The following is a 22,046-nucleotide window of genomic DNA, read 5'->3' as shown; positions in this document are numbered from 1 at the left end:
TTCCGTTGCGGTGGGGCATTGTGAAGGGTATGCGAGCAAATGTCGCGGGAACAAAGGGAAGAACGTCAATGGCACTGCGCAACCATGCCATTGACGCAAGTGATTCAAACGAAGGTCAAAGATTTGCGGTGATCAGCGGATAGGGCTCGTTGTACGGCACGGCGTTGACAAAGCTCTGTTCGTTGAAATAACTGACGTTGAACTCTGGTACGCCGCTGGCAACGTCGACGGGTTTAAGCGTGCCGGCGGCCCATCCACTGTTCAAAGAGACCTCCAGCCCCCGGCGCATTGAGGCCTCATCCGCAAACGTCGCCAACCCGAAGTTGGGGTTGAAGAAAAACCATTCTTTCTCGTTGTTTTTGTTCAGGGTGACGCCTGCGAGCAGCCCATGATCTTTGGTACTGATCGCCAAGAGTGTCGGAGGAGTTGCCTTGCTGAGATTGTCGATAATGTCGGTGTACGGCAATTGGCTGAAAGGTTGCGTACCGTGATACTGACTACTCAGAACCTGATGCATTTGGTTCAGTTGCTTACGAAAAGCCTTTACGTTGGGGTCGTCAGCATTCCCAACTGCTTTCATGAAGTTACTGATGAACTGGTCCCTGCGACCGTGCAGAATCGCCAGCGCCATGGTATTCACGATAGCTGCGCACTCCCCATTAGAAGCCAGGTCCGTTTGGCTGAGGTAGAGGTTTTGCGGCATTGCGTAGGCTTTACCCCCTTGGGCAACTATCTCATTTTGAAAAGCTTTGTAATGTTCAAGGCTAGTGTGCGCCATGCGTTTCTGTATTTCCTTGGCCAATGTGCCTACCGCCTCAGGATCATTGGTCTTCGTGACTGCCAGATCCCTAACCTCCGATTGCTTCATCGTTGGGTGGTAGCCTGGGACATCTTCGACCCGGCCCGAGTTAAAGCCTCGCATGTAGGCAACGCTATCATTTCTCTGGGCGCTCTCTAATGTGTCTCTGAATATCTCGCGACTGGTGGATGGATTGGGCGCGGCATACCTGGCTATCCAGTCAATAAAGTTACTGTTTATTTGACCATTGGCGGCAACGGTCGCAGGTGTGAAATCATCCAGCGCAGCTCCATAAGGCTTCTGCGTGATAGGGTCGTAGGCGTACCACTTGCCCTCTCGAAACACAGCCCCGCCTTCGACCGTCTGCTCTGTAACCTTGTAGGTGCCGGTTGCGACGATGCCCTCCTGTTTACTGGCGGCTTTAAGCAGGTCATAACTACCGGTTGCGCCTTTGAGCATGTTCACGCATTCGAGCCCCTTGGTCGCAATTTTATGTAGCACGGTCCCAACCCCGGTTATCCCGCCGACCAGACCGCCGAGTACGTTGAGTGAATCAATTGCCATTGCACCGAAGAGCTTTGCTGTCTTCACGGCCCTGGCGCCAGCACTCAAGGTCCGCACGCCCTTGAGCGCGGCATTGCCGGCTTGCGCAGCTTTGCCCACGCCAAACGTGAGGAATCCGAGGATATCGAAGGCCAGGTCAGATACCGCCTCGCCGTAGTTGCCTTGCCGAATGTTGTTAACGGCAGGCCGAAATGGGATCAAATTGAGCAGGAACTCACCCACCTGACTATCGCCCATCCGATCATGCTCGAAGGAAGTAACGCTCTTTGCGTAATTGAGTAACTCCTTGCGGTCGAGGTCCATTTTTTCCAGGTAGAAACTGGCAATCGCATTGGTTCGGCTGGAGTCGAAGCTATTGGGAATCGCATCACTGCCAGGTTTTTCTGCAGAGTCAGGGGCGGGCGAGTTAGTGAAAGGGTGATAAGGCCTTGATATCGCGTGGAGTTGTTCCCCGGCCTTATTGGTTTTTTCTAGGGGGAGCAGGCCAGGGAAATTTGAGATCAGCTCGTTTTTTTTCTCGATACTGCCGGTGCTGGTGTTGATGTGGTAAAGGGTTTCCACACCTTCTCGGGTGGTTTTCACATACAAGGTACGGTCACGTTTGACCAACTCTAATCTGCCGTTCTTTGTTTTGCGGTATTCATCGTTATAGAAGTATTCAAGTTTGCCGAATTCAAAGTTTTTGCGATCTTCCAATGGCAGCTCGCCAATCAGATGTTTGACCATCCCATGGTGGCCTTTCTTTTGTGCCGTTATAGCCTTTTCATATTGGTCCATGAAGTTTGCGGTGATGTCACACTCTTCGGTGCGTGCAAAGCGATTGAATGCAGTGATCGGAAGCCGTTTGTCGTTGGTGATCCATGCGTATTTCTCCCCTAGACGCTCCCCCTCCAGCAGAATATCGAGCATGGAGCGCATTCTCGGGTCACCGCGCAGAGGGCCGTCTCCGGTGTAACGCATGGCCAATACTCGGGCTTCGAAAACCGCCGGATCTACGTCGGGAAACTCAGCTTTCAGGCAGTCAAGCGCCATCTCCGTGCGATTGGGAATAGGCACCTGTATGGAAGAAGAGATATCCGTCAACGATTTCAGATGGTTGTTGTAAGCCACCCTGACCTGTTCGATTTGTGAAGGTGTAGGTTCGCTGTTATGGCGATCCAGCAGGTTTCGTGCCCCACCCCAAAGTATCAGGGCATCGCGCTGGGCCGTTTGAACGGCGTAGGTATTGGCCGGTAAGGATTCTGCTGCTATCAGCACTTCGGCATAGGTCATGCCGGGAACCCGACCAGGTGTGTGGGCTTCGATTTTTGCGGCGGCGATGGTCAGTTGGGCCCACAGGGCACTGCCGACTTTCACGCTGGAAGGGATGTCCTTGATCAGGTACTCAGGCGCACGGCCGGCCAACAGCAGGTAGGCCCCCACCTTGGCCATTTCCGGGGACGTTTTGCCTTTATCGATCAGCCAATTGGACAGGTTATCGATGATAGTGGACGCAGGCTTACCCCAGTGCTGGTTGCTGGCCAGATCGAAACCGGCGATTTTATTGCGATGAGGAGCGGTGATCGACTCCGGGTCCAACTGCAATGTGATGCCCGCCAAGAGGTAGTCGGTCACGCTGCTGTCGCTGGCAAGGCCTTGCATTCGCTCCTGCAGGTCTTTGCCCATCAACTGTGCCTGCGGGGTACGGATCAGTGCCAGCAGTATTTTAGCCGGATCATCCTGAGGCCCTGTGGTAATGGGTTGCTGGTAGCGCAGGAACTCCAATACACCGCCTTTGGTTTGCATCAATAACGGCTTATCACCCAGCGCATGTTCTTGATTCAGGGTGATGTTACGCAAGCGTTGTTGTTCATCTTTGCTCAAGGGCACCGGCCAGGACAGCGCGCCGCTCAGGTTGCCCAGCGGGTTTTCCAGCGAGCGGCTGGTCACCGTGGACGCGAGGCCCGTGAGTTGGACATGGCTACTGGGCAACGGCAACCCCAGGAACTTCTTGATGAAGGTCTCCAGGGTCACACTGCCACCCGCTTCTTCAGCGTAGGAAGATCCAGGGTGAATATCCAGCGGGGTGCTGCCCAGCGCGGCGAGGACGGCTGAGGGCTGCGCCTCTTCACCCAGTTTCGCCGCAATCTGCTGGAGCTTTTGGCCCAGTGACTTCAAATTTTCTTTGTCTGCCAACTGGGCGACCAAACCGGTTTTCCGGGAAGGTATCAGGCTGGTGCGCGCAGGGGGGGACGATAGGGTCGATTGAGTTTGAGGGGTGTCGGGGGCTTGTGTTTCTTCAGGGAATGGAATGGCGCTTGACACAGAGGACAAAGCACGTCGCTCGATATTCAACATGATAGATAAACCTTAAATGTGGATAGGAAATGCGCCCTCCTAATGGAGCCTCCTTGTCCCGAGACGCCCTCCTGAGTGGAGGGGTGGATGGGGCAGGTTCCGATACTTCCTACTCCGCTGTGTGAGAAATAACGTCAATAACCGAATGTAAAACAGGCAAAGCCATGGCGTATTTTTTGCTCGCGGGTGATGCTTCTTGTGTATTTCGGCCTTAGAAAAATAGCGTTCAAGCGCAACTTTGGGGCAAACTCCCGGTTTTTCCGCATTTGGCCAAGGCATCCCCATGACTCCCACGTCGTCCGTCGATGAAAAGAGCTTTCGTACTCTGTTGAGCCGTAACGTGGCCCTACCCTTGGGCGTGGGGGTGCTCAGTGCGGTATTTTTCGTCTGCCTGATTACCTATCTGCTTTCGGTGATCCAGTGGGTGGAGCACACCGATCGGGTCATCAATAACCTCAATGAGACGTCCAAGCTGACAGTTGACCTGGAGACCGGCATGCGCGGTTTTCTGATCTCCGGTGACGAGCATTTTCTCGACCCTTATGAAGTGGCCAAGCCGCGAATCATTGCCGACCTGCGTAATTTGCAAGACCTGGTGGCAGACAACCCCCAGCAGGTCGACCGCCTCAAACGCCTGGAAGCCTTGCAGAACGAGTGGAACACCTACGCCCAGTCGATGATTGATATGCAGCGCCAGAACGGTGACTACCGTGGCGCCGTCAAGGCTGGCCGTGGCAAACGCCTGACGGACGAGATTCGCCGGGAGTACGAAGACGCGGTGGCGATGGAGCAGCAGTTCCGCATCACCCGGAACCAAGAGGTCACCCGCACGACGGTGCTCAGCGTCACCCTGTACCTGGTGTTCGTACTGGGACTGAGTGGGTTTCTTGCTTATATCGGTAGAAAGAATTTAGTTTCACTTTCAGACAGTTACAGTAAGAACCTCGCGTCACAACAGAAGATTGCGCGACGCCTCGAACAGCAAGCCTGGCTACGCAATGGCCAGACCGAACTGGCTGAACAGGTGCTTGGCCAGCTGACCCTGAACATGCTCGGGCGCAACATCCTGCAGTTCTTCGCTCAGTACATGGGCTCGGCCGTTGCCGCTTTGTATGTGCGCGATGAGCACGGCGGCCTCAAGCGCGTGGCCACTTATGGGTTCTCCCGCGAGCAAGAGCAGCAGGAGCAGTCGATCTATAGCGACGAAGGCATCGTCGGGCAGGCCGCCCAGCTGGATCGCCTGATTCGCCTGGACGATGTGCCGGTGGATTACTTCAAGGTCAGCTCCGGCCTGGGCGAAGGCGCTACCCGCAGCGTGCTGGTGATGCCGACCAGCGATGAAGACCGCGTCAACGGTGTGGTTGAACTGGGCTTCCTGCGTGCGCTGGATGAGCGCGATGTCGAACTGCTGGAACTGATCGCCGGCAATATCGGCACCTCTATCGAAGCCGCCCGCTATCGCCAGCGCTTGCAGGAAGTACTGGCCGAAACCCAACAGCTCAACGAAGAGCTGCAAGTGCAGCAGGAAGAACTCAAGACCGCCAACGAAGAGCTGGAAGAACAGTCGCGTATCCTCAAGGAATCCCAGGCCCACCTGGAAACCCAGCAGGCCGAGCTTGAGCAGACCAACGAGCAACTGGCCGCGCAGACCCAGACCCTGGCCGAGCAGCGCGACGCCATGGATCGCAAGAATATCCAGCTCAACCAGGCCCAACTGGAGCTCGAAGATCGCGCCGATGAGTTGCAACGCTCCAGCAAATACAAGTCCGAGTTCCTCGCCAACATGTCCCACGAGCTGCGCACCCCACTGAACAGCTCGTTGATCCTGGCCAAGTTGCTGGCAGAAAACCCCCAGGAAAACCTCAGCGCCGAGCAGGTCAAGTTTGCCGAGTCGATCTATTCGGCCGGCAATGACTTGCTCAACCTGATCAACGACATTCTGGATATTTCCAAGGTTGAAGCCGGCAAGCTGGAAGTGCGCCCGGAGAACTCCAGTGTGGTACGCCTTGTCGACGGCTTGCGGGGCATGTTCGAGCCGCTGGCGGCAGATCGCAAGCTGGGCTTTGAGGTGGACGTGCAGGAGGGTGCACCGACTTTGCTGTTTACCGACCGGCAGCGTCTGGAGCAGATCCTCAAGAACTTGTTGTCCAACGCCATCAAGTTCACCGAACAGGGTGAGGTCAGCCTGACGGTCTCCAGGGCGCCAGGGGAGGGCATTGCCTTTACCGTGCGCGACTCTGGCATCGGTATCGCCCTGGACCAGCAGGAAAGCATCTTCGAAGCCTTCCGCCAGGCTGATGGCACCACTAATCGCCGTTATGGCGGCACCGGCCTGGGCCTGTCCATTTCCCGCGACCTGGCGGCGTTGCTCGGCGGCTACATCAGCGTGACCAGCGAAACAGGCAAAGGCAGCATTTTCACACTGGTATTGCCGGAGCAGTACGTGGAGCGTGAGGAAGACGCAGCACCTATCGAGCAACCGCGCCAAGCCGTGGTCGCGCCAAGCCCTGCACCGGTGAAGATTTCTGCGCTGCCAGTCACTGATACCCAGCAGATCCCACGTTTTGCCGATGACCGTGAAAAGGCCCCTTTCAGCACCCGCTGCATCCTGGTGGTGGAAGACGAACCCAACTTCGCGCGCATCCTGTTCGACCTGGCCCATGAGCTGGGCTACCACTGCCTGGTCGCCCACGGCGCCGACGAAGGCTACAGCCTTGCCGAGGAATACATCCCGGACGCGATCCTGCTGGACATGCGCCTGCCAGACCATTCCGGGCTGACCGTGCTGCAGCGTCTCAAAGAGCACGCCAACACCCGCCACATCCCCGTGCACGTGATTTCCGTGGAAGACCGCGTCGAAGCTGCCATGCACATGGGCGCCATCGGCTATGCGGTCAAACCCACCACTCGTGAAGAGCTCAAGGACGTGTTCGCCCGCCTGGAAGCCAAGCTGACCCAGAAGGTCAAGCGCGTGCTCCTGGTAGAGGACGATGATCTGCAACGTGACAGCATTGCCCGCCTGATCGGCGACGATGACATCGAGATCACCGCCGTAGGCTTTGCCCAGGAAGCCCTCGACCTGCTGCGCAACAACATCTACGACTGCATGATCATCGACCTCAAGTTGCCGGATATGCTCGGCAATGAGCTGCTCAAACGCATGGCCACCGAAGACATCTGCTCGTTCCCGCCGGTAATCGTCTATACCGGGCGTAACCTGACCCGCGATGAAGAAGCTGAGCTGCGCAAGTATTCCCGCTCGATCATTATCAAGGGTGCACGCTCACCTGAACGCCTGCTGGATGAAGTCACACTCTTTCTGCACAAAGTCGAATCCCAGCTGTCCCATGACCGCCAGAAGATGCTCAAGACTGCCCGCAGCCGCGACAAGGTCTTCGAGGGGCGCAAGATCCTGCTGGTGGACGACGATGTACGCAATATCTTCGCCCTGACCAGCGCCCTGGAGCACAAGGGCGCCGTAGTGGTTATCGGACGTAACGGACGCGAAGCTATCGACAAGCTCAACGAAGTCGAGGATGTCGACCTGGTATTGATGGACGTCATGATGCCCGAGATGGACGGTTACGAGGCCACGGCCTTGATCCGCCAGGACCCGCGCTGGAAAAAACTGCCGATCATTGCGGTGACGGCCAAGGCCATGAAAGACGATCAGGAACGCTGCCTGGCGGCCGGGTCCAACGACTATCTGGCCAAGCCGATTGACCTGGACCGTCTGTTTTCGCTGATTCGCGTATGGCTACCGAAGATGGAACGTATTTAAGTGGAGCAGTGTTTTTTGGACAAAAGCAGCGACATTGAGCTGCGCCTGTTGATTGAGGCGATTTACCTCAAGTACAGCTACGACTTTCGTGACTACTCCGGTGCGTCGGTCAAACGGCGCGTGGCCCACGCCTTGCGCCAGTTCGACTGCGCGACTATTTCGGCGCTGCAGGAGCGAGTGCTGCACGACCCGGCAGCGTTCATGCAGTTGCTGCAATTCTTGACGATCCCGGTGAGCGAAATGTTTCGCGACCCGTCGCACTTCCTCGCCATCCGCCAGGAAGTGGTACCGCTGCTCAAGACCTACCCGTCGATCAAGATCTGGATCGCCGGCTGCAGCACGGGCGAGGAGGTATACTCCATGGCCATCCTGTTGCGCGAAGAGGGGTTGCTGGAGCGCACGATCATCTACGCCACGGACATCAATCCGGCATCGCTGGAGAAAGCCAAGCAGGGCATCTTCTCCCTTGAGAACGTTCGCGCCTACACAGCCAATTATCAGCAGGCAGGTGGGCAGCGTTCATTTGCCGACTATTACACCGCAGCCTACGATTATGCGATCTTCGACAAGACGCTGCGCGAGAACGTGACCTTCGCCGACCACAGCTTGGCGACCGACAGCGTATTCTCAGAAACACAATTAATTTCATGTCGTAACGTATTGATTTACTTCAATAAAAAGTTGCAGGATCGCGCATTCGGATTGTTTCATGAGTCGCTGTGTCATCGTGGCTTTCTCGTCTTGGGCAGCAAGGAAACCCTGGATTTTTCTGCCTACAGCAAGCAATTCGAACCCTTGGTCAAACAGGAACGGATCTACCGAAAATCATGAGCGAGGCGCATGACCCCCCGATGCGTGGGATTGAAGCTATCGTTGTCGGCGCTTCCGCCGGCGGCGTTGAGGCCTTGCTGAGCATTTTTGGTGAACTGCCTGTGACCTTCAGCCTGCCGATCATCGCCGTGCTGCACCTGCCGGATGAGCGTCGCAGCCAGTTGGCAGAAGTCTTTGCGCGGCGCCTGAGCATTCCGGTCAAGGAAGCCCGGGACAAAGAGGCGGTCGAGGCGGGCACCTTGTACTTTGCCGGGCCTGGTTATCACTTGTCGGTGGAACATGACCGCAGCCTGTCCCTGAGCCAGGAAGACCGTGTGCACCACTCACGGCCGGCCATCGACTACCTGTTTGCCTCGGCTGCCGATGTGTATGGGCCGCGCCTGCTGGCGATCCTGTTGACCGGCGCCAACCAGGACGGTGCGCAGGGGCTGGCCCACGTCAAGCAATCCGGCGGCACCACCATCGTGCAGGACCCCAAACAGGCACGGATCGCCGTGATGCCCCTGGCGGCCATGGCCTTGCATACACCTGACCATATTCTTTCCTTGAGCCAGATCGGCTCATTGCTGGCTTCCCTGGAACCCTTCCCATGTTAAGTACTGTCCAGGCCAAACTGCTGATCGTCGACGATCTGCCGGAAAACCTGCTGGCCCTTGAAGCGCTGATCAAGCGCGAGGATCGCCAGGTCTTCAAGGCATTGAGTGCCGACGAGGCGTTGTCCTTGTTGCTGGAACACGAATTCGCCATGGCGATTCTCGACGTGCAGATGCCCGGCATGAACGGTTTCGAACTGGCCGAACTGATGCGCGGCACCGAAAAGACCAAGAACATTCCCATTGTGTTCGTCAGCGCCGCCGGCCGCGAACTCAACTATGCCTTCAAGGGCTATGAAAGCGGGGCGGTAGATTTCCTGCACAAGCCGCTGGACATCCACGCGGTCAAGAGCAAGGTCAATGTGTTCGTCGACCTGTATCGCCAGAGCAAGGCGATGAAGCTGCAAGTCGAGGAACTAGAGCGCAGCCGCCGCGAGCAGGAGCTGTTGCTTACGCGCCTGCAAGCTACACAGGCCGAGCTGGAGCAGGCGGTGCGTATGCGAGACGACTTCATGTCGATTGTCGCCCACGAAGTGCGTACGCCTCTGAACGGGCTGATTCTGGAGACCCAGCTGCGCAAGATGCACCTGGCCCGTGACAACGCAGCCGCGTTTACCCTGGACAAGATGCATGCGATGGTCGACCGCGATGAGCGGCAGATCAAAAGCCTGATCCGCCTGATCGAAGACATGCTCGATGTGTCGCGCATCCGCACCGGCAAGCTGTCCATACGCCCGGCGCGTTTTGATCTGGCGCAACTGGTGCGCAACCTCGTACATAACTTCGAACCACAGGTCGCCGCTGCCGAGTCGTCGATGCAGTTGGTGGCCGACGAGGCTGTGGAAGGCAACTGGGATGAGTTTCGTATCGAGCAGGTGATTACCAACCTGCTGACCAATGCCCTGCGCTACGGGGCCAAAAGCCCGGTGGATGTGCGGGTGTATACCGAGCATGGCGAGGCGCGCGTGGAAGTACGCGACCGTGGCATTGGTATCAGTGAAGCCAACCAGAAGCGCATTTTTCAGCAGTTCGAACGGGTTTCTGCCAACCATGCCGCCGCTGGCCTGGGCCTGGGGTTGTTTATTTCCGAGCAGATTGTTGCCGCCCATGGCGGCACCATTGAGGTCGAGAGCCAGATAGGCGAGGGCGCCCTGTTTCGGGTGTGCCTGCCCCTTGAGGTGGCTGCGTGAAATCAATCGTCAGCTCAACGCAACCTCTGCGTGACCCCATGGTCGTAACTGCAGCAATTGACCGGACAAAGGCTTCCCATGAGTGAAGATGCGCAAGATGTCGTACTGATCGTCGAGGATGACGAATCCATTATGTTAGTGCTGGGTGCGTACCTGTCAGGCTTGGGCTACCGGGTCTTGGAAGCGATCAATGGGGAGCAGGCCTTCGAAATCCTTGCGACCAAGCCGCACCTGGACCTGATGGTCACCGATTATCGCCTGCCTGGCGGGATTTCCGGGGTGCAGATTGCCGAGCCGGCGCTCAAGCTGCGACCGGAATTGAAAGTGATTTTTATCAGCGGCTACCCGCAGGAAATCCTCGACTGCAACAGCCCGATCACGCGCAATGCACCTATCCTCGCCAAGCCGTTTGATTTGGATACGTTGCAAGAGCATATCCAGCGTTTGCTTGCATAAGTACACGTCCTCCACCGCGAGGGAAAATCCTCGCGGATGAGTCCAACATCAACCCATGGAGTAATAACTTCAGGTTGGGCAACTCTGCTCACCCGGTGAAAGGCTGACTCAAGCAAAAAGGTAGTGGCAACATTCATATCGATCTTGGTTTTTTAAGCGAGGAAAGTGGTAACAATGTCGGATGACATAACGAAAGTATATTTCAGCCTGTCATGACGGCCTTTTGCCAAGGCGGCGTCGAAATATCGTTGCTTTATATATCCTGATCGGAACCTTCTGACAGATTCAGCCCATTAATCTCGTCGGCGATGAGCCACATTCATCACTGACTTTATTAATTTGTCTTTCAGAAGGTTGACCCATGACCCTATCCAATATTTCCTCAAGCAACCGCCTGTCTGATCCGGTAATGAACTCGCACCCGCTTTCTATCGAGGCGCCCATACAACAAGCCCAAGCCACCGGGGAAACTGGCGATAGGCGGCTGTTGGAGCTTTATGCGAGTGCCATACGCCAAGCAACGCAGACAAACACGGGCGATGAAACAATTGACAATATTCCTAATGACTCGCGGTTTGGCGCATGGTGGCAGCAACTGTACAACGCTACCCATAGCCCGGTTTTCCTGGAATGGGCGAAATCGAAGAATATCGATACCTCACAAGCCATCACCATCAACCCTCACAGTGACGTGCTGACCGTTACGATCAATGGCGAACGTACTGAATTGCGCGGTTCGGAACAAGGCCCCGGCTGGCGGGAGGCTACGGGCCCGATCATGGTGGCCGCGAAAGCGTTGGGGTCTTCCACCGTCGACGCGCCAACCCGCCCAGAGCTGGCGCCGTTGATTCTGGTTGCTCGATTTTATGGTGAGGTACTGCTGCCTTACAGAAAAGAAGAAGTGCTCGCCCGAGCCACGCAGCTTGAACATAATCAGGAATTCGATGTGTTGGGAGCTGAGACTTATGTCGATCTTGGCGCTCAATCGCCCGAGATACTGGAACAGCAAAAGCGCGAGCTAGGCGATAGCGCCAACAAATTCGCGTTGCTTGAAAAACTGAAGAAATTCAACCACGTCCATCCTCAGTTCCTTGCCGGGTATCTGGCCGATACACGGGTCTCGGCCCACCCAGACTCATCCTACCGACAAGACACTCAACAGCCCGACGCCAGTCTGCAAGACCTGCTTCATGCAAACGGCTGGTACGTGCCAAATAATGTGGACGAACTGAAAAATCTGATCCATGTTCTGGGCTCCCCTGCATTGCCTCAAACAACCGACGGAAACTTTGCCGGCGCATTGGCATGGCCCACGCCAATGTCCGCCGAGGACCAGTCTGAACTGGTGCGCATAGTCATTGACAACCAGCCGCCATTGCCTGGCTTGAGCAGTGACGCTCGGCTTGGCAGCGCTGATGTGTTGGGGGCATTGGTAAAGCAGGTCCCCCGTGCCGTACTCGATCAAGGGGATCCAGTCGCCACCGTAGAATGGATCCTCAACAGCGGTGTGGGCCAAAAATTAGGCACGGAGCTGAAAAAGCGAATGGGGGCGGTGGCGCAACACTCCACACCACGGGAAGTATTGTTGACGGTATTGGCTGTGACACTGGACTCACAAAGTCTGGTTGAGGCAAAGCCCGATCACATTGCCGGGTTTAATCTCACCGCGCCCGAGTTCAATCACCAGCCCTTGTCCGTCATCAAACAAGGGCTGATCGATCATCTGGTGCAGACCAACAAAACCACACCAGAGGCCGCGCCAGTTGCAGCAATGCTTCTACTGAGTCGTGCCGCACCAGAGCTATGTGTCAAAGACATTCCCGAAGACGTGACCTATCTCTCAGCTAACTGGCTCAAGCTCAAGGCAGCGGTAGGCCGGCTCGAAGCAACCAGCCCGGGTGCCGCGACACGCATGAGCTTTAGCGAAATTGTTAATTTCGACGCTATTGAGCCTATTACAGACCATGAGCAAGAGATTCAAACGCTGACGGCCTTGCCTGGGCTCCGCGAATGGGGCAAAGCTCATGGCAAGCTCTCGCTAACAAAGGAGCATACAGCTCAACAGCTGGAAGAAACCCAGAAGGCATTCAGTCAGGAGCAACAGCAGATATTGAGCGCCGCTGACGTATTGACGTCCTCACCCCCGACGCAGCGTTCTATAGCACTGGCCGAGCTCAAGGCGCACTTCGGTGAGGACATGCCGTTTGAAGAAAAGAGTATCCGTAGCCACGTCACTCGGACGGATGGCTACAGGTTAACTCCATCGCTTACATTAGATCCTGAAGGCAGTTATTCATTGCTGGACCTTTTTCTGGCGAAGAAGGCAGGGTTGACGGTGGGTTGGTACTCCACCAACCCCAAGATTACTGAAACAGTCATCAACAAACTTTTAACGTTGCCGGATCCGATAACAAAACACAGCGAGGTGTTCGATCAGTACGCGGAGGATTTGTCGCAGGCCTGGAGTACAGTGACCAAAAAGCTTATTTCCAACTTACCTCTGGAAGACCGCAAAAACATCGAATGGGGCGATTTGGAGTTTTATGAAAAAGGTCAGACAACGCGTACGGAAACAATCGCAGGCCGTGCGGGAGCTCTACACTATTCCAACGGTTTTTCACGGCCTAAAGAAGACAGGTCACTGATTATTAAAACCGTTCGTAACGGTGTCGAGACTTACTATGAGTTTGATCCTCAACGCAAGGCGATACGAAAACGAGACGATTGGAAGGACACCTTCCATGAGGGGCCTCAAGGTCCAGAGACTGAAATCCAGTACGGCGGTCTTGGCAAACAATTCACCGTTGATACCATTCAAAAACATCCGGCCTCTGATGACGCCGCCATTAGGCGGGGAGCCCCAGAGAACGAAGATTTCCTACCTGATTCATTTTCCAGTGACCGAAGTAATTTTTTGGGCATGCTGCTCTCTAAAAACATTATAGGATCCTACGGCATGGAGGAGGTGAAGGCCTCCACTCGCGAAGTAACAACGTTTGATCAAGAAAAAGAAAAACAGACGTTTTTTCGTAACCTGATCCTGGGTTTAATACCCGGAGGGTCTGCCGTGTGGAATTTGGCACACGGCAATTACAAAGATGCAGCTGCGGATATCATTTTTGATATCGTGTTATACGCTGCCACCGCAGGGCTAGGAAAGCCGGTTAGTGGAGCATCTCGTGCGGGGTCAAGCCACTTCGGAAAGTTCCTGACTGCTGGCAAATCGACAGCTGGCGTGGGTAACTTGCTTAGGTCGACAACAAACGGTGGGGGGAAACTGGTATCCACAGGCCGTCAGTGGTTCGGCAGGTTGACAGGATCCTCCGACAGTGTCGACTTACTTAAGCTCTCCAATAGACACGATATTGCAATAGGTACTTATAAACCGCTCAACGGCGAGCCAATATCGAACGTCGCTGCGAAGTTCGATGAGGCGACTGGCAGATGGTCACCTTATGATGTAACCAAAAACAAAGTCTATGGCAAACCCCTGGAAAACTTCACCCCTGAAACCGCCAGGTATTTTGAGGACAGCTTGGGCGTTGCAGATGATGTTGCAGATGGCGTCGGTGAAGTGGTACGCCGCAGAAAAAAAACCAATCACCTGGAAAAAAGCCTGGCCAATGATCGCGCAATACATTTAGGGCGCGAAATCAAGGACTTCAAGGTGCTCGGCGATGGTATTTTTTGCTATGTGGATAAATATAAAGGCGTGGAGAGGCTTAATATCTGTGCCCATGGCGTCAATCCGAACTTTAAACAACTTCTCACTGATGAGCCAATGAGTATGTTTTTTAATGGTAAGAAGAACACGCCCGCTGATCTGCTGGAGCATCTTCGCGCTTCGGGTATTAGCCCTGAAAAGTTCAACAATGTACGCTTGTTGATGTGTCACTCAGCCAATGGTTCTGCCAATTCTTTTGGGAGTCAGTTTGGGAAATTAATAAAGCGTGATGTCAAGGCGTTTCAAGGGCCTGTTCGTGCGTATGTCGTGCCTGAACATGTTGATGCTTTAAAGGCAGATATAAACCTGACAAGTCCCGGAGCTTCAACCGCTGATATTAACCAGAGGATCTACAATCAGCTTCAGCTGAATTTATCTCTTGGCACAAGTAAAACCAGCTCTAAAGGAATTAGCGGCTCTCGGTCTGGAAAGGAAATACCCTTTTATTATCGCCCAGTAAAGTTTAAGGCAAGCTAAAACATGATCAGCCCCTTCGTCACAGCGAAAGGGCTGTCAGTTCTGATAAAGGCCCTTACTCCCGAATCATCTCCCGTACTGTGGCCGTTAATAAATCAAACGTAAACGGCTTGGTGATCAACTGCATCCCTGGGTCCAGGAAACCACCGCGCACCGCTGCGTGTTCGGCATAGCCTGTAATGAACAACACCTTGAGTTCAGGTCGAATTTGCCGGCCGATTTCCGCCAATTGCCGGCCATTCATACCGGGTAACCCGACATCGCTGATCATCAGGTCAATGCGTTGTTCGGACTCAATGATTGGCACCGCCGTATTCGCGTCCTCAGCCTCGATAAACCCATAACCCAGTTCCTTGAGCACGGCGCTGACCAGCACCCGTACTGCGGGGTCATCCTCGACGATCAACACCGTTTCCCCTGCATTGGCAAACGGTAGCAAAGTCGGATTGAGCGGTTCCTGGGCTTGGGGCTCGCCGATAAACCGCGGTAGGAACAAGCTGACCGTGGTGCCTTTGTTGACTTCGCTGTGGATGGTCACATGCCCACGAGACTGGCGAGCGAAGCCATAGATCATTGACAGCCCCAGCCCGGTGCCCTGGCCGATGGGTTTGGTGGTGAAAAACGGATCGAACACACGGCCCATCAAGTGTTGCGGTATGCCGCAACCGTTGTCGCTGACACTCAGCTCTACGTAATCGCCCGGTGTCAGGGAGCCGTAGGCGGCGGTGAAGACACTGTCGAGGTGGCGATTGGTGGTTTCCACCCTGAGCGTGCCCCCCGTGGGCATCGCGTCGCGTGCATTGATTACCAGGTTGAGCAGGGCGCTTTCGAGTTGGTTCGGGTCGGCTTCGGCTGTCCACAACACCTCGCTCAAGCGCATGTCCAGGCTGATACTTTCGTTGATGCTGCGTTGCAGCAACTCGCCCATGGAAATGACCAACTGATTGATCTGCACGGGTTTGGAATCCAGCGATTGTCGACGGGAGAACGCCAACAGTCGGTGGGTAAGGCTGGCCGCACGGTTGGCGGAGGTCACGCCCAGGTCGATCAGGCTGTCCAGGTCATCCAGCTTGCCGCGGGACACGCGCCTGCGCAGCAATTCCAGGCTGCCGATAATTCCGGTGAGCATATTGTTGAAGTCATGGGCGATACCGCCGGTCAACTGGCCGACGGCTTCCATTTTCTGCGATTGGCGCAACGCTTCTTCGTTGTTGCGCAGTTGCGCAGTGCGTTCTTCCACTTGCTGTTCGAGGGTTTCCAGGGTGCGCTGCAAACGCAGTTCGCTCTGGCTCAAGTCGATCAGCCGGTCGCGCGCTTCGTATTGGCGTCGACGACCGCGCAGTGCAGTACTGACCAGACTGATAAGCGTCACAGGATGGAATGGGCGCTCAAGGAACGTGACGTTGCCCAGTAGCCCGCTCAAGTGTGAAGAGCCATTTTGTTCACTGCCGCCGTGATGGGTCATCAACACAATGGGCAGGTCCGACCAGGCCGGCTGTCGGTGCAGGAACTCCAGCAAAGGTTCCAGGTTCACGCCACGCAAGGCTTCAGCCGCAATGATGAGCAGGCCGGCACCCTCGTTCAGCGCTGCGCACAAATCCTCAAGACTGCCGGCAACCGCACCTTGGTAACCGGCTTCATTGAGCATCATCAGCGCGAGTGAGCTGTCTCGCCCCAGGGGCGCAAGGATGATGGCTCGTTCGAAGGCAGAAGGAGGCGGGGTCACACGTCCTCTTCCTTGAGCAGGGGTGAACCGGCGCCCATGTAGGTCGGAATGCCGCGCAACACGCCCTGGAAATTATCCAGGGGTTGGCCTACGGTCATGCCGCGACTGCTGATACGGTATTCGCGTATGGTCGATTCGTGGGAACCGGTGCGTTTCTTGATAATGGAAATCGCGCGGCGGACCTTGCCCAGTGCTTCGAAATAACGCAGCAGGATAACGGTGTCGGCCAGGTAGGTGATGTCTACCGGGGTTTGCATATCGCCGACCAGGCCGTGCTGGGCAACGGTCATAAAGGTCGCAGCGCCGCGGCGGTTGAGATAGAGCAGCAGTTCGTGCATATGCAGGATCAGTGCATTTTCTTCCGGCATCGCCGCTTGATAACCATTGATACTGTCAATTACCACCGTCTTGATGCCGCGTTCGTCCACACAACGTCGTACCCGATGGGAAAACTCACCCGGGGACAACTCGGCCGCGTCCACCTGTTCGATCAACAGATTGCCGGTCGCTTGCATAGCCTCCAGGTCAATACCCATGTTCCTCATGCGCTCGAACAGCAGACCCATCTCTTCGTCAAAGATGAACAGTGCCGCCTTTTCTCCGCGCTCTACGGCGGCGGCGGCAAAAATCATCGAGATCAAGGATTTGCCGGTACCGGCCGGACCGAGGATCAGACTGCTGGAGCCGGTCTCGACACCGCCGCCCATCAAGGCATCCAGTTCGGCAATGCCGCTGCTCATGGTTTGCCGTACGTAGCCACCACGGTGCTCGGCCGCTACCAGACGCGGGAACACATGTACACCGTCTCCCATGATGGTGAAGTCGTGGAAGCCGCCCCGGTATTTCTGCCCGCGGTACTTCACGATTCGCACACGACGGCGTTCGGCGCCGTAGTCAGGGGTTAACTCTTCCAGGCGGATGACGCCGTGAGCCACGCTGTGCACGGTTTTGTCGAGAGACTCGGTGGTCAGGTCATCGAGCAGCAGTACCGTGGCGTCATAACGCACGAAGTAGTGCTTGATCGCCAGGATTTGCCGGCGATAGCGCAGCGAGCTTTGCGCCAGCAGACGGATCTCCGACAGGCTGTCGACTACCACGCGGGTCGGTTTGACGCGTTCCACCACTTCGAAAATCTGCCGGGTGGCTTCGCCCAGCTCCAGGTCGGAGGAATACAGCAAGCTCTGCTGATGCTCTGCATTGAGCAAGCTTTCGGGCGGTGTCAATTCGAAGATATGGATATTGTCGTCCAGGTCCCAACCGTGGGACTTGGCACCTTGGCGCAGTTCCCGCTCGGTTTCTGACAAGGTGATATACAGCGATTTTTCACCGTTTTTCGCCCCTGCCTGCAAGAAGTGCAGGGCGACGGTGGTTTTACCGGTGCCCGGCTCACCTTCAAGGAGAAACACATGGCTACGTGATAGCCCGCCGGAAAGAATGTCATCAAGACCTTCGATGCCGGTGGCCGCCTTTTCACTTAAAAGCGCATTGGATGTAGACAAGAAGTGCCCTCAGGTCACGTACAAGTTGGGTGCACGCCGAAGGGGCGCGCCATATTCACTTGACCGTATCGGAATGTGGCGGTTCAACGTTTCTTAAGAATTGCAGTCGTGTAGGAGCGCGCAAGCTCGTTCCTACAGGCCTTGCTGTAAGGCTGGATCATCCGGGTTCTGCTGCTCCAACTGTGCCAGCAGCACCTGGACGTTCTGCAATTGGCCGCTCTCTTTCCAGTAATTGACCAGCAGTACACGTGCTTTGCGATTGGCCGGGTGGCGCTGAACGATCTCTTCCAACTGGCGCTGGGCCGCCTCCAGTTCATCCTGGTCGTGCAGTGTGGTGGCCAGGTCAAAGCGATAATCCTGGTTGTCCGGCTCAAGCTCCACCGCCTTGGACAGGCCGAGCAAGGCATAGGGGCGCTCGCCGTGGTGCAGCAACCACATGCCCAACGCGTGTTGCAGGTAGGCCGACTCCGGATGCGCCGCCAATTGCTGCGCCAGCAGTTGGCGCGACTCCTCGCTCTTGCCTTGCTTGTCCAGCAGTTCGATTTGCGCCACGCCTGCTTGCAGGTTGTCCGGTTCCAGGCGCATTGCCTGTTCCAGAGCGTCTTGCGCCGGTGCCAGCATCGCGCTGTGGATGTACAGGCGCGCCAGTTGGATCCAGCCTTCAGCGGTTTCGGGCTGGGCCTTGAGGGTTTTCACAAACTCGTCGAGTACCTGCTGCAAGGGGCCGAAATACAAGCCCAGGGTGTCCGGCGACAGACCGAGCAGGGCATTGGCCGCAGCAAAGCGCACAGCCTGTTCGGGATCATCCAGTACCGGACCGAGCAACAGGGTGCGCTGGCCGCTAGGTACCAGGCCGACGATGCTGTGGATCGCCGCTTCGCGAACCATTGCAGATTCATCGGCCAGGTCTTTATCCGCCAGCTTCAGCGCTTGGGGGCTGGGGTAATTGGGCAATTGGGCGTGCAGGGCGGCACGGCGCTCAGGCGACAGATCAGGCCGTCCCAACTGTTGGTACAACACGCGCGCAGCGCCCGGCTCACCGTTTTGGGCCTGTTTCAACGCCTTGGAATAACCGTGGGCAATGGCGGGCGCCACGGTGACTTGAGGGGGACGAGAGAAAAACCAAGTGATCGACACGATCAACAACAGGGCGCACAGGCCGATGATGGAGTTACGGCGTGACTTTGACATGCGGGCGTCCGAAAGCTGTGGTTGCTAGTGCAAAGCCATCAGCTTCGGTCAGTGCAGGGCCAGTGTCAAACCGGCGTCAGGTCAGCACGTACTCCACCGGTTGCGGCGCAGCAGGCAAGTCGACTTCACCGAGGGCCGCCAGGATCTCGCGCTCCAGGGTTCGCAGGATGGCATCGCACGGCAGGTCGTTTTCGTCAAAGCCAAACGGGTCTTCCAATTCATCGCCGATCGCATCCAGACCAAAGAAGGTGTAGCTGACGATTGCAGTGAACACCGGCGTCAACCAGCCCAGCGGTTCGGCCATGGCGAAGGGCAACAGGATGCAGAACAGGTAAATGGTGCGGTGTAGCAGCAAGGTGTAGGGGAAGGGCAGCGGGGTGGTCTTGATGCGCTCACAGGACGCCTGCACCTGGCTGAGGCCGACTAGCCGAGCTTCCAGCTGGGTGTAGCGCCATTCACTGATCACACCCTGCCGGGCCAGAACGCAAAACCGCGCACCGAGCATCTGCAGCACGCTGTCAGGCAAGTTGGGGTGGCTCGCGCGCACGGTAACCCAGGGCTGTATGGCGCGCACCTCATCTTCATGGCGTAAATGCGCGATCAAGCCATGGGCAAAACCGCATAGCTCACGCAACAGCCCGGCCCGCTCGGGGGTATCGCCGAGCACCTGGGTTTCACGAATAAGCGAGCGTACCTCGATGATCATTTGCCCCAGTTGCTTGCGGCCTTCCCACCAGCGGTCGTAGCAGGCGTTGTTGCGAAAACTCATGAAAATCGACAACGACAAGCCCAGCAAGGTAAAGGGCGTAGCGTTGACCTTGGAAAAATAGGCGGGGTGCAGGGTTTCCACCAGCACGATGACTGAAGCCAGCAGCGTGACCAACAGGCTGCGCCAGGCAATGCGCTTGGCAATCGAGCCCTTGAGGGAAAACAGGATGCCCAGCAGGTTGGGCTTGGGGCGAACGATCATGGCAGGCTTCTGTGAGGGTGCAGGCATCAGGGTAGAAGCTGGCTTGCAGAGCGTCCAATCACTTGGATCGACCGTTTGATCGGTGGGACCAATGATCGGCGTAGCCGCCGATAGCAGGATTGGCCAAACCAGTCAGCCAAGTTGAAGGCTTTGACCATTGCCCCTGCAACGCTCTGGAGCGACTATTTCAGCCGATTTATCCAGTTAAAAAGTCCTGAAAATAAAAATACAGAAGGATTGAAACGATGCGTGAGTATTTGGCCGCCACCACCGAGTTTGATTATCAGCGCACTGTCGATGCCGCACTGGCTGGCAACCTGCAGGCGCTCAATGCCTGCGTGGAGTGCTGTGACCGCCACGCGCTGCCAGGGCGCATCGCGTTGTTCTGGGAGGGTCGGGACGGGCGCAGTGCCACGTCGACCTTTACCGAATTGCAGGATCAGGCCGCACGCTTCGCCAATTTCCTCCTGGCCCAGGGCGTCAAGCGCGGCGACAAGGTGGCGGGCCTGCTGCCACGTACGGCCGAGTTGCTGGTGGTGGTGTTCGCAACCTGGCGCATCGGCGCGGTGTATCAGCCGCTGTTTACTGCCTTCGGCCCCAAGGCCATTGAACATCGCCTGACCAGCTCCGGCGCGGCGCTGGTGGTCACCGACGCGGTGAACCGCCCCAAGCTGGCCGAAGTCGCCGGCTGCCCGACCATTGTCACGGTCACCGGCGCCAAGGGCGAGGGCATCGTGCGTGGCGACTATAGCTTCTGGGCTGAGCTGCCCAACTACTCCAACGTCTGCGAGCCGGTGTTGCTGGGCGCGGAGGATCCGTTCCTGCTGATGTTCACTTCGGGCACCACCGGTCCCTCCAAAGCACTCTCGGTGCCGCTCAAAGCCATTGTCGCGTTCCAGGGCTATATGCGCGACGCCGTGGACTTGCGCCCTGAAGACGCGTTCTGGAACGTCGCCGACCCCGGTTGGGCCTATGGCATCTATTTCGGTGTGACCGGGCCGTTGTCCATGGGGCATCCGATTACCTTCTACGACGGCCCGTTCACCCTGGAAAGCACCTGCCGGGTCATCAATAAATACGCGATCACCAACCTGACCGGCTCGCCCACGGCGTATCGATTGCTGATTGCCGGCGGCGAGCAGTTCGCCCGTTCAATCAAGGGCAAGCTGCGCATCGTCAGCAGTGCCGGCGAGCCGTTGAACCCGGAGGTGATCCGCTGGTTCGCCGACAACCTGGAGGTGACCATCCACGACCACTACGGTCAGACCGAGCTGGGCATGGTCTTGTGCAATCACCACGGCCTGACGCATCCGGTGCATGTGGGCTCGGCGGGGTTCGCTTCGCCCGGGCACCGCATCGTGGTGCTGGATGACAACCACCAGGAACTGCCAGCCGGGCAGCCCGGCATTCTGGCCATCGACCGCGAGCAATCGCCGATGTGCTGGTTTGCCGGCTACGACGGTGTGAAGACCAAAGCCTTCGTCGGCAAGTACTACCTCAGTGGCGATACGGTGGAATTGAACCCCGACGGCAGTATCAGTTTTGTCGGGCGCAGCGATGACGTGATTACCACTTCCGGCTACCGCGTGGGGCCATTCGATGTCGAAAGCGCCCTGGTCGAACACCCGGCGGTGGTCGAGGCCGCCGTGGTTGGCAAACCTTGCCCTGAGCGTACTGAACTGGTGAAAGCCTTCGTGGTGATCAGCGAGCAATACCGCGCCACCCCGGAACTGGCCGAAGAGCTGCGCCTGCATGTACGCCAGCGCCTGGCCGCCCATGCTTACCCACGGGAAATCGAATTTGTCAGCGACTTGCCCAAAACCCCGAGCGGCAAGCTGCAACGCTTCATTTTGCGCAATCAGGAAATAGCCAAGGCCCAGGCGGCCGTGGCTTGATCCCTTTCAAAGG

12 protein-coding genes are annotated in these 22,046 nt (G+C 56.7%); 7 read left to right on the top strand and 5 right to left on the bottom strand.

What is annotated here, in order from left to right; translation table 11 throughout:
• Positions 1-115: 115 nt before the first annotated feature.
• Positions 116-3,700 carry a hypothetical protein gene (locus tag JH25_RS0126730; protein WP_164699481.1) on the bottom strand — a complete coding sequence of 1,195 codons (3,585 nt, stop codon included), beginning with the start codon at positions 3,698-3,700 and terminating at the stop codon, positions 116-118.
• 283 nt (positions 3,701-3,983) lie between these two features.
• On the opposite strand from JH25_RS0126730, the gene JH25_RS26070 reads away from it, so the two are divergent.
• From JH25_RS26070 to JH25_RS26095, 6 genes are all read left to right on the top strand, one after another.
• On the top strand, positions 3,984-7,481 hold the full coding sequence (locus JH25_RS26070; RefSeq protein ID WP_032875383.1) for a response regulator: 3,498 nt from the start codon (positions 3,984-3,986) through the stop codon (positions 7,479-7,481).
• Positions 7,482-8,312: a CheR family methyltransferase gene (locus JH25_RS26075; RefSeq protein WP_171905487.1), complete on the top strand. Its 831-nt coding sequence runs from the start codon at positions 7,482-7,484 to the stop codon at positions 8,310-8,312.
• Positions 8,309-8,908: a chemotaxis protein CheB gene (locus tag JH25_RS26080; RefSeq protein WP_032875380.1), complete on the top strand. Its 600-nt coding sequence runs from the start codon at positions 8,309-8,311 to the stop codon at positions 8,906-8,908. The genes JH25_RS26075 and JH25_RS26080 overlap by 4 nt, the downstream gene beginning before the upstream one ends.
• The gene (locus JH25_RS26085) at positions 8,902-10,095 is read left to right on the top strand and encodes a hybrid sensor histidine kinase/response regulator (protein WP_032875376.1); all 1,194 of its coding nucleotides are present in this window, start codon (positions 8,902-8,904) and stop codon (positions 10,093-10,095) included. Before JH25_RS26080 ends, JH25_RS26085 begins: the two co-directional genes overlap by 7 nt.
• Before the next feature lie 78 nt (positions 10,096-10,173).
• Entirely contained in the window at positions 10,174-10,551 is a 378-nt protein-coding gene (locus JH25_RS26090; protein ID WP_032875373.1) for a response regulator, read from the top strand.
• Between the two features lie 361 nt (positions 10,552-10,912).
• A complete protein-coding gene (locus JH25_RS26095; protein ID WP_164699480.1) occupies positions 10,913-14,752 on the top strand; it encodes a hypothetical protein in 3,840 nt (1,279 codons plus the stop codon).
• Positions 14,753-14,807: 55 nt separating this feature from the next.
• Here JH25_RS26095 and JH25_RS26100 read toward each other — a convergent pair whose 3' ends face one another.
• The 4 genes from JH25_RS26100 to JH25_RS26115 all read right to left on the bottom strand — a co-directional run bounded on the left by JH25_RS26100 (position 14,808) and on the right by JH25_RS26115 (position 20,138).
• The gene (locus JH25_RS26100) at positions 14,808-16,403 is read right to left on the bottom strand and encodes an ATP-binding protein (protein ID WP_236648081.1); all 1,596 of its coding nucleotides are present in this window, start codon (positions 16,401-16,403) and stop codon (positions 14,808-14,810) included.
• A 71-nt stretch (positions 16,404-16,474) separates the two neighbouring features.
• Positions 16,475-17,977: an ATPase domain-containing protein gene (locus tag JH25_RS26105; protein WP_032875364.1), complete on the bottom strand. Its 1,503-nt coding sequence runs from the start codon at positions 17,975-17,977 to the stop codon at positions 16,475-16,477.
• Between the two features lie 132 nt (positions 17,978-18,109).
• A complete protein-coding gene (locus JH25_RS26110) occupies positions 18,110-19,168 on the bottom strand; it encodes a tetratricopeptide repeat protein (RefSeq protein WP_032875361.1) in 1,059 nt (352 codons plus the stop codon).
• 76 nt (positions 19,169-19,244) lie between these two features.
• Complete coding sequence (locus JH25_RS26115; RefSeq protein ID WP_032875358.1) at positions 19,245-20,138, bottom strand: bestrophin family protein; 894 nt, start codon at positions 20,136-20,138, stop codon at positions 19,245-19,247.
• A 245-nt stretch (positions 20,139-20,383) separates the two neighbouring features.
• Between JH25_RS26115 and JH25_RS26120 the strand changes: the two genes are divergently transcribed.
• A complete protein-coding gene (locus JH25_RS26120) occupies positions 20,384-22,033 on the top strand; it encodes an AMP-binding protein (protein ID WP_032875355.1) in 1,650 nt (549 codons plus the stop codon).
• Positions 22,034-22,046: the final 13 nt, after the last annotated feature.

This window comes from Pseudomonas sp. BRG-100, assembly GCF_000737955.1.
GTDB classification, from domain to species: domain Bacteria; phylum Pseudomonadota; class Gammaproteobacteria; order Pseudomonadales; family Pseudomonadaceae; genus Aquipseudomonas; species Aquipseudomonas synxantha_A.
The sequence above is the reverse complement of the archived record's forward strand: the minus strand, read 5'-3'. Positions and strand labels throughout refer to the sequence as shown.